Origin of the sequence: Xenorhabdus budapestensis (assembly GCF_017743015.1) — a bacterium.
Classification (GTDB): domain Bacteria; phylum Pseudomonadota; class Gammaproteobacteria; order Enterobacterales; family Enterobacteriaceae; genus Xenorhabdus; species Xenorhabdus budapestensis.
In genome coordinates, this window is sequence record NZ_CP072455.1 from 2017236 (window position 1) to 2026410 (window position 9175).

Here is a 9175-nt window from a genome sequence, read left to right on the forward strand (position 1 = left end):
CCGCGATTTTCTGTTTAAACATACTTGAACAATCTTAAATAGGTGATACTGTTGTTGAATCACCACTATCGACGATTTTAACTCGTTGCCCTTTATTGAATACAACCTGATCCAGCTTCTGTACCACAACGATATTCCTTCCGCTATCAGTACGAATTTCCAACTCAACACCTTTTGTTTTATCGAGAACACCTTCAATTCCTTGACCTGCCATTCCACCCGCAATAGCACCTGTGGCTGTTGCAAGCTTTTGACCAGAGCCGCCACCAATGGTATTACCTAACAATCCACCTAAAACAGCTCCACCAATCAGACCCAGCACATTCGGGTCACCAGCTTGACCACCTTTAATAGTCACTGGACGGACAGACAGAATAGTGCCATAGGCTACGTTTTGAATTTGTTTGGCTTGACCAATCGAGTAGGTATCACTGGAAAGTGCTCCCATGTCAGCACATCCGGATAATGTTGTCACTACAACTGCACCAACCAGGAAACGTTTGAACATAGTTACTCCTAATTTTAATGCTACGAGGAAAAACTGATAATAAACCTACAACCAAGCATTCAGCTACTATGGTCAGTAACAAGCATAATAATTTTACGAGTTACTTATTCTATACACTAATGGCTTATCTCTAAATATATAATAAATTTCTCGATGAACTCCAATAGGAATAATTCCTGACCAAAAGTTTAGCATGTTTTGTGAAGAGTCCTCCAAAACTCAGATTTTATCTCTTATATTGCTTGTTAAGCATATATAGTCCAAATCAATGTGTTTTATAGTTACACGGAATTTTATTTACAAATGTAATCCATTCTTTAAATAGGAGAATATTTATGAAGTCAGGACGTTATATTGGTGTGATGTCAGGCACCAGCATGGATGGAGTTGATGTTATTTTAGCAGAGATTAGTGATAAGGCAGTTACACAGCAAGAAAGTTACAGCCATCCATTTCCTCAGGAACTTAAACAAAAATTACTTTCTATTTGTCAGGGTCAGCAAACAACATTATCAATAATTGGGCAGCTTGATTATGAACTGGGGACGCTTTTTGCTGAATCAGTAAAAGGATTATTGGATAAAGCCGGGTTAACTGCAAATGATATTACAGCGATTGGGTGTCATGGTCAGACTGTATGGCATGAGCCGGACGGCGAAAAACCTTTTACCATGCAAATCGGTGATAATAACCGTGTAGCGGCATTAACGGACATTACAACTGTAGGTGATTTCCGTCGCCGCGATATGGCGTATGGTGGTCAGGGAGCACCTTTAGTCCCCGCATTCCATATGGCGGTACTTGGTCATCCGACAGAAAGACGAGTGATCCTGAATATTGGTGGTATTGCCAATATCTCCGCGCTTTTGCCAAATTCTTCTGTCAAAGGATATGATACCGGGCCGGGGAATATGCTGATGGATGCCTGGACATGGCGTCATAAACAACTGCCTTATGATAAAGATGCACAATGGGCGGATAAAGGGAACGTCAACGAGAATTTGTTACAGAAAATGTTGTCTGATCCTTACTTCGCGCGTACTGCGCCGAAAAGTACGGGGCGTGAATACTTCAATATGGCATGGTTGGAAAAACAATTAGTTGATTTTCCTGATGTCAAACCAGAGGATGTGCAAGCCACTCTTGCTGAACTGACGGCAGTTAGTATTGCCGAGCAGGTATTGCTGAATGATGGTTGTGAACGTTTGTTGGTTTGTGGTGGTGGCGCCAGAAATCCGCTCATCATGCGTCGATTATTTGCTTTGTTGCCTGATACTGAAGTTGCTACAACAGATAAATATGGATTGAGTGGTGATGATATGGAAGCATTAGCATTCGCCTGGCTGGCATTCCGTACAATGTCTGGGCTGCCGGGTAACTTGCCATCAGTAACGGGTGCGGACAGGGCAACAATTTTAGGAGCAATTTATCCTATTGTTGGTAGATAACAATGCTATGCTGATACTCATTCAGGAGTCGAGAGCTAAAAATGTCAGAGCATAATGAAACTCATATAGCAGAATTGCGCCGCGAATATATGCGTGGCGGATTACGGCGGAAAGATCTTACTAAAGAGCCGATGGATTTGTTTGAACTGTGGTTCAAACAGGCCTGTGAAACCAAACTCAGCGATCCAACGGCAATGTGTATTGCGACGGTTGATGAGCGTGGCCAGCCTTATCAGCGTATTGTTTTATTAAAACACTTTGATGCCCGTAGTCTGGTGTTTTATACCAATCTTGGCAGTCGGAAGGCGAAACATTTAGCTCAAAATAACCGTATTAGTCTCCATTTCCCATGGTATCAGCTTGAGCGACAGGTTAGTTTCCTGGGGAAAGCTGAGCGTTTATCGCCTGTTGAAGTGGTGAAATATTTTCACAGCCGCCCGAAAGATAGCCAGATTGCAGCTTGGGCTTCACAACAATCTTCTCGTATTTCTGCCAGAAGTATTTTAGAAGGTAAGTTTTTAGAGCTGAAACAGAAATTCCAGAATGGTGAAGTGCCACTACCCAGTTTCTGGGGGGGATTCCGGGTTGAGTTTGATTCAGTAGAATTTTGGCAGGGAGGAGCTAATCGTCTTCATGATCGTTTTCTGTACCAACGTGAAGGAGATGAGTGGCATATTGATCGTCTGGCGCCTTAACTGTACCAATTACCATTTTTAATACTGGCACTTATATTACTGGCGTTTTATGCTATAGCTCGCGATTTATAGTAAATTACGACAATTATATATGCCTGATAGGTTGCAAGTTGCAGAGCAGCAGTCCGTGAACATAATCGATAAAGCCTGCAACTTGGAAGACAAAGGGTATAACTACAGAATACAAACCGATGGAGTCATTGATGTCTAGCAATAACCTGATTAAACAACTGCAAGAGCGGGGCCTTATTGCCCAGGTAACGGATGAAGAGGCGTTAGCGGAAAGACTGGCGCAAAGTCCGGTCTCTCTCTATTGCGGCTTTGATCCTACCGCTGACAGCTTGCATTTGGGCCATCTGGTTCCCTTGCTGTGTTTGAAAAGATTCCAACTGGCAGGGCATAAGCCGATAGCGTTGGTAGGTGGAGCGACGGGTTTGATTGGTGATCCGAGCTTTAAAGCTGTGGAGCGCAAATTAAATACAGAAGAAACTGTCAAAGAGTGGGTTGAAAAAATTCGTAAACAAGTTTCACCATTCCTCGATTTTGAAGGTGAAAATGGTGCAGAATTAGCCAACAATTATGAATGGTTTGGCGAAATGGATGTACTGACTTTCCTGCGTGATATCGGCAAGCACTTTTCCGTTAACCAGATGATCAATAAAGAAGCGGTGAAGCAGCGCCTGAACCGTGATGATGTTGGTATTTCATACACTGAGTTTTCTTATAATCTGTTGCAATCTTATGATTTTGCTAACCTGAATGGAAAATACGGTGTTGAATTGCAGATTGGTGGTTCAGACCAATGGGGCAATATTACTTCAGGTATCGATTTGACACGCCGTTTACATCAGAAACAAGTATTTGGTTTGACAGTACCTTTGATTACTAAATCTGATGGTACTAAATTCGGTAAAACAGAAGGTGGAGCAGTTTGGTTGGATCCTAAGAAAACCAGCCCATACAAATTTTATCAGTTCTGGGTTAACACAGCAGATGCTGATGTGTATCGTTTCCTGAAGTTCTTTACTTTCATGAGCATTGAAGAAATCAACGCATTGAAAGAAGAAGATAAGAACAGCGGTAAAGCTCCGCGTGCTCAGTATGTTCTGGCTGAAGAGGTTACCAGGCTGGTACATGGAGAAGTGGGTCTTACTGCGGCGAAACGCATTACTGAAAGTTTGTTCTCTGGAGCTGTAGCTGATTTGACCGAAGATGATTTTGCGCAATTAGCACAGGATGGTATGCCGGCAATAGAACTTGAGAAGAATGCGGACTTGCAGCAGGCTCTGGTTACTGCGGAATTTGTTCCTTCCCGTGGGCAGGCGCGGACCATGATCAGTTCCAATGCGGTTTCTGTTAATGGTGAAAAACAGTCTGAGCCTATGTATGTGTTTACCGACAATGACCGTCTGTTTGGACGTTATACTTTATTACGTCGTGGTAAAAAACATTACTGCCTCATTAATTGGAAGTAATCCATAAACGTGTTTCTAAAGGGCAACGTTACTGTTGCCCTTAAAATATCAGCCTGTTAAGTCATTTATGTTTCTTAAACATGATTTTTAAGCATCGCTCCTAAAATAATAAATCAGGCTTTATTATGAAAAATATTCTTTCAATTCAGTCTCATGTTGTTTTTGGTCACGCAGGAAACAGTGCGTCTGTTTTTCCGATGTGTCGTATGGGAGTGAACGTATGGCCATTAAATACGGTTCAGTTTTCTAACCATACTCAATATCCACAATGGCGTGGTTGTGTGATGCCTCCGGAGCATCTGGCTGAGATTGTGCAGGGAATTGGTGAAATTAATAAATTGGCATCCTGTAATGCTGTACTGAGTGGTTATATTGGTTCAGCGGAGCAGGGAAACTATATCCTTGATATCGTGAAACAGGTTAAACAAGCTAATCCTGAAGCATGGTATTTCTGTGACCCTGTTATGGGACATCCGGAAAAAGGGTGTATTGTTGCTCCGGGAGTGGCTGAATTCCTCACTGAAAAGGCGTTACCTGTCAGTGACATCATTGCACCTAATTTACTGGAACTTGAAACACTCACTATGCGGGAAATAAAAGATGTAGAACAAGCAATATCTGCAGCTCGCTTACTGTGTGAAAAAGGCCCAAAAATTGTTTTAGTTAAACATCTCAGTCGTGCAGGCTACCGAAAAGATGATTTCGAAATGTTGCTGGTGACTAAAGAAAATAGCTGGCATATCAGCCGACCACTGATCGATACTGGTAAACATCAACCCGTTGGAATAGGTGATTTAACCAGTGGCTTATTCCTCGTCAATCTACTGAAAAGCCCGTCTTTAACAAATTCAGCATTGCAGGTTGCATTGGAACATGTTACCGCAGGAGTTTATGAAGTCATGCTGGAAACGCAAAAAAGAGGGGAGTTTGAGTTACAGCTTGTTGCCGCTCAGGACAAAATGGTGACCCCGATCCATAAATTCAGCGCTGTACAAATTGATTAAGCATAAAAACAGCCAGTATGTTCGTGCTCATCAACATAGTTCAGGAGGCTCTTCAAAGGAAAATGAAGCCATCGGTAAGAGTCAGGGAAAAGGATGTTCAACCAAAGTTCATTTAGCTGTAGACAGTTACGGTTTGCCTGTGCATTGAACAACAAGGAGCAACAGCTGTCATTCCTTACCGAAGGCCAATATTGATTTTGGGAAAACCAGACATAACTCTGGCTTTCCCGGAGGTATTGTTACTATAGCATTACGGCTTACTTCAATAGACTTTTAGTCTTTTTTGTCGGAATAAGGGCGAACATATTTAATAATGCACTCAAGTTTTTCGCAGGTTTCCTGCCATTCTCTTTCTGGTTTTGAATCTCTGACCAGTCCAGCACCAGCCTGTAGCCAACAGTGTTCTTTATGCTGATAAAGAGAACGTAATACCAGAGCTGCGTCTAATTTACCTGAGCTATCCAATAACATGACACAACCACCATAAAGCCGACGAGGTTCACCTTCATAATGTGAAATAGCTTGTAAAGAAGGTTTTTTCGGTATCCCTGAAGCGGTTACTGCCGGGAATAAGGCAATGAATGCATCCCAACGATTTTTGTCTGTTTGTAGTAATCCTTTTACGCGTGATGCCAAATGTTGTACCGAACCTCGTTCACGAATAGCCATAAATTCTGATACACAAAGCGTGTCTGCCTGACAAATTGGGGTTAATTCTTCTAATGCAAGTTTGGTCGACACCGCGTGCTCAGCGATTTCTTTCGGATCAGAAAGTAAATCGGCACGTAGCTTTTGATCTTGCATTTTGTCATGTGTCAATGCTCTTGTACCTGCCAATGGTTGGCTATTAATCCAACCAGTACTATCTGCCTCAACCACAGTTTCTGGGCTGAAACCGTAAGCAGAAAATTCTTCATCCCGTAAGAAGAAAGAGCGGGCAGGGGTGTTAGCCTGACGGCCCAACCAATAACTGTGTGTTATATCCACATTTGAACCAAGCTGAACTTTGCGTGAGAGGATTATTTTTTGGTAGTGGCCTGTGACAATATCTTTTACCACATTCGCTACGTTATCTTGATAATTTTTTTCTGCGTCTGCTATGTTGATAATTTCCAGCTCTTTTGTATATGGGAAAGTTGGTGTACCGACTTGATCAGCTTGTCTGATTTTTTCGCTCAATATAGTGAGCTGGTTTTCTTCAAGTGTTCGTATCAGAACTTGCCCTTGAATTATGCGTAATTCATGCTGCGGAACAGTGATTTTTATTAATGCTTCATTTTGTTGTTCTAATGATGAAGCTAATGGTATCCCATATGTCATATGAGAAAACTCAAATAATGTTCTGCCATAAGCACGCCAGTCTTTGATAGAAAGGTCGTTGAGAACCTGCTCAAGTTTTTGGCTTAACGTACTGATATCGTATGGATGTCGATCACCTTTTGAATCAATTAGTTGTCCAGATGCATTTGCACTTATAGTGGCTGCACAGCCAATCCCCAATGACCATTCACCTTTGATCTCGTAGAGTGTACAAGGTTGTGTATTATTATCTGTAAGATCTGCAAGTAAATGAGTGACCAGATCTAATGGAGTGCTGGTAATAGTGATAGTGTGTTCATGATATTGCTGCATTGGGTTGTTATTTTCTTCTGCTTGTTTCGTTTGCTCTGTATGTTCTGTTTGTGCCATCTGTACCAACTGACGTTTGTCTATTTTTCCTACTGTGGTTAATGGCCAATACGCCACAAACAACCATTGATCAGGGACCTTATGGCGCTGAACGCCTTTCTGATGTAAAAATGCCTGTATCTGTGTAGGTTCCGGTTGGTTAATATTCTTTGGTATGCAAGCGCAAATTCGTTCACCCAAGAGTTCATCAGGAACAGCGATGACAACTACGTCATCAATATTTGGATGTTGCAGCAGTAATGTTTCAATTTCTTGCGTTGAAATTTTCTCGCCACTGCGGTTGATCTGCTCTTTAATGCGTCCTTCAACGATCAGGTTGCCATCTGATCTCATACGAACCAAATCGCCGGTACGATAGAATCCATCAGTGGTGAAGGCGATGGTATTATGTTGCTCAGCGCGGTAGTATCCCGTAATGGTGTAAGGGCCTCGTGTAATCAATTCGCCTACTTCACCGGCGGGGACAGATTGCAGATTGGCGTCAACAATTTTGATCTCATCTTCTTCTGATAGTGGGCGACCTTGGGTGTTAATAATGACCTCATCAGGATCATCCAGTCGGGTATAGCAAAGTAATCCTTCTGCGGTGCCAAATACCTGTTGCAAAGGCCCAAGGCGTGTCATCACCTGTTTTGCCAGTTCTGGTGTAAGTCTGCCTCCACCGGCTTGTAAACAACGCAGGGAGGAAAGATCGCTTTGTTCCCAGTCACGAGCCTGTTCCCAGAGTCGGGCAAGCGCCGGAACTAACGCAGTATGTGTCACCTTATACTGTTTAATTAATGGCATGGCTTCATCACAACTGGCGGTATTACTTAAGAGGACACATCCTCCTTGAGAAAGTGTGCCCAGAATACCGGGGCTGCCTAAGGTGAAATTATGTGCAACAGGCAGTACTGCTAAATAAACGCTTTCGGTATTAATTGAGCACAAGCGAGCTGACAGCACAAAGTCATAAGTATAGGCATCGTGAGTGCGTGGAATTAATTTCGGTGTGCCAGTTGTTCCTCCGGAAAGTAGGAGGACGGCAATATCACCGTAACATGGGCCAGAAACAGAAATATCGAGTGGTTCACCATCAATGGAGGATAAAGCAGTAAATTCTTCTGCTTCCCCATCAACAATAATATGTTTCATCTCAGGGCAAGACGCTGCCACTTCCCGTGCCATTTCTCGGTAATCAAAACCATGGATACAATCAGGGATAATGTAAGCCACCGGACGGGCAATCTGGCAAAGTGCATGAACATCATGGGCCCGTTGTGTCGGCATTAATAATACTGGATGAGCACCTAATCTAAACAGGGCAAAACAGGTGACAACAAAGGAGATGCAGTTAGGCAATTGCACCATGATGTTGTCACCACGACATATTCCCCGCTGAGATAATCCACTTGCCAGCCTTTCCGCAAGTTGATGGAGTTCATGGTAAGTCAGATGTTGTTCTTGATAGATCAGTGCTGTTTTATTCCCCCAGGTTTTCGACCATCCGGTAAGCTGTTGGTCTATGGTTTTGCCATTCCAAAGATAGTCTGGCGTCATAGTAAAATTTCTTCCTGGGATTGAATAAGATGCCATTATACGAACTCCTGTGGATAAACATATTGCATAAATTGTGTAATGTGACGGATAAAACTTTGAGGTTTTTGCGTGATATAAAAATGATTGCCGATAATCTCTTGGCAGCAATGCGAAAGGTTTTGTTTGTCACTGGCAAGCCAGTGATGCCACTGCTGAACTTCCAGAGCAGAAGCCTCTTTGTCTTCGTTGCCATAAAGCAACAAGGTTGGTGTTTGCAGTTTTATTGAGCCAGATTGAATAACCTGTTGATAATGTTCTGTAGCCCAGAAATCAGCACGTAACATGGGTAAGAACAGCGCCAGCAATCCGGGATCTTCGCGTAACATCGGGCTGCAACCGCCAATATCAATGAGTTGTTCAATAAATTCATAATCAGGTAATCCACTCAATTGACGACGAGATTGAAGATGAGGGGCATGACACCCCGAAAGTACCAGTGCTTTAGGAGAACAATTATGTTGTTCAAGGTGTTGGCAAGTTTCAAAAGCGACCTGAGCTCCCATACTGTGACCAATCAGTATCAGGTTTTCTCTCTGGGCAGGTGTTAGTGACACGAGCAATTCAGAAAGTGATTGAGCTAATGGTGCAATGCTGGTGACCGCACGTTCATTCATACGGCTGTCACGTCCGGGATAAATCACTAGCGAAACGGCTATATCTGGATTTTCCAGAGTAGACCATTGGTGAAATGCACTGCTGCTGCCCCCGGCAAAGGGGCAAATTAGTAGAGTGTATTTGGGTTCGCCACGAGGTGTTAGGTACGGGCGAATCATCGGAT

The 9175-nt window shown here is 42.9% G+C and carries 7 protein-coding genes and 1 pseudogene; 5 read left to right on the plus strand and 3 right to left on the minus strand.

Annotation, left to right across the window (positions count from 1 at the left end):
- Positions 1-34: 34 nt before the first annotated feature.
- Positions 35-508, minus strand: a complete 474-nt coding sequence (locus HGO23_RS09185; protein ID WP_099135156.1) for an outer membrane lipoprotein — start codon at positions 506-508, stop codon at positions 35-37.
- Between the two features lie 335 nt (positions 509-843).
- On the opposite strand from HGO23_RS09185, the gene anmK reads away from it, so the two are divergent.
- The 5 genes and pseudogenes from anmK to HGO23_RS09210 form a co-directional block, all read left to right on the plus strand.
- A complete protein-coding gene (gene anmK / locus HGO23_RS09190) occupies positions 844-1956 on the plus strand; it encodes an anhydro-N-acetylmuramic acid kinase (RefSeq protein WP_099135157.1) in 1113 nt (370 codons plus the stop codon).
- Positions 1957-1997: 41 nt separating this feature from the next.
- Positions 1998-2651 (plus strand): pyridoxamine 5'-phosphate oxidase, encoded by a 654-nt coding sequence (gene pdxH / locus HGO23_RS09195; protein WP_099135158.1) that lies wholly within the window; start codon positions 1998-2000, stop codon positions 2649-2651.
- Positions 2652-2854: 203 nt separating this feature from the next.
- Positions 2855-4126, plus strand: coding sequence for a tyrosine--tRNA ligase (gene tyrS, locus HGO23_RS09200; RefSeq protein ID WP_099135159.1), 1272 nt, complete (start codon positions 2855-2857; stop codon positions 4124-4126).
- A 125-nt stretch (positions 4127-4251) separates the two neighbouring features.
- The gene (gene pdxY / locus HGO23_RS09205; protein WP_209028612.1) at positions 4252-5130 is read left to right on the plus strand and encodes a pyridoxal kinase PdxY; all 879 of its coding nucleotides are present in this window, start codon (positions 4252-4254) and stop codon (positions 5128-5130) included.
- A gap of 19 nt (positions 5131-5149) precedes the next feature.
- Positions 5150-5275, plus strand: a pseudogene (locus HGO23_RS09210) (IS5/IS1182 family transposase); the annotation flags it as partial.
- 128 nt (positions 5276-5403) lie between these two features.
- On the opposite strand, the gene HGO23_RS19920 reads toward HGO23_RS09210, so the two are convergent.
- Positions 5404-8358 (minus strand): salicylate synthase, encoded by a 2955-nt coding sequence (locus HGO23_RS19920; protein ID WP_342355501.1) that lies wholly within the window; start codon positions 8356-8358, stop codon positions 5404-5406.
- Positions 8359-8393: 35 nt separating this feature from the next.
- A complete protein-coding gene (locus HGO23_RS09220; protein WP_209028748.1) occupies positions 8394-9170 on the minus strand; it encodes a thioesterase II family protein in 777 nt (258 codons plus the stop codon).
- Positions 9171-9175: the final 5 nt, after the last annotated feature.

Coding starts and splice junctions, on each gene's coding strand:
- HGO23_RS09185 (WP_099135156.1), bottom strand. CDS start 508: ATGTTCAAACGTTTCCTGGTTGGTGCAGTTGTAGTGACAACATTATCC.
- anmK (WP_099135157.1), top strand. CDS start 844: ATGAAGTCAGGACGTTATATTGGTGTGATGTCAGGCACCAGCATGGAT.
- pdxH (WP_099135158.1), top strand. CDS start 1,998: ATGTCAGAGCATAATGAAACTCATATAGCAGAATTGCGCCGCGAATAT.
- tyrS (WP_099135159.1), top strand. CDS start 2,855: ATGTCTAGCAATAACCTGATTAAACAACTGCAAGAGCGGGGCCTTATT.
- pdxY (WP_209028612.1), top strand. CDS start 4,252: ATGAAAAATATTCTTTCAATTCAGTCTCATGTTGTTTTTGGTCACGCA.
- HGO23_RS19920 (WP_342355501.1), bottom strand. CDS start 8,358: ATGACGCCAGACTATCTTTGGAATGGCAAAACCATAGACCAACAGCTT.
- HGO23_RS09220 (WP_209028748.1), bottom strand. CDS start 9,170: ATGATTCGCCCGTACCTAACACCTCGTGGCGAACCCAAATACACTCTA.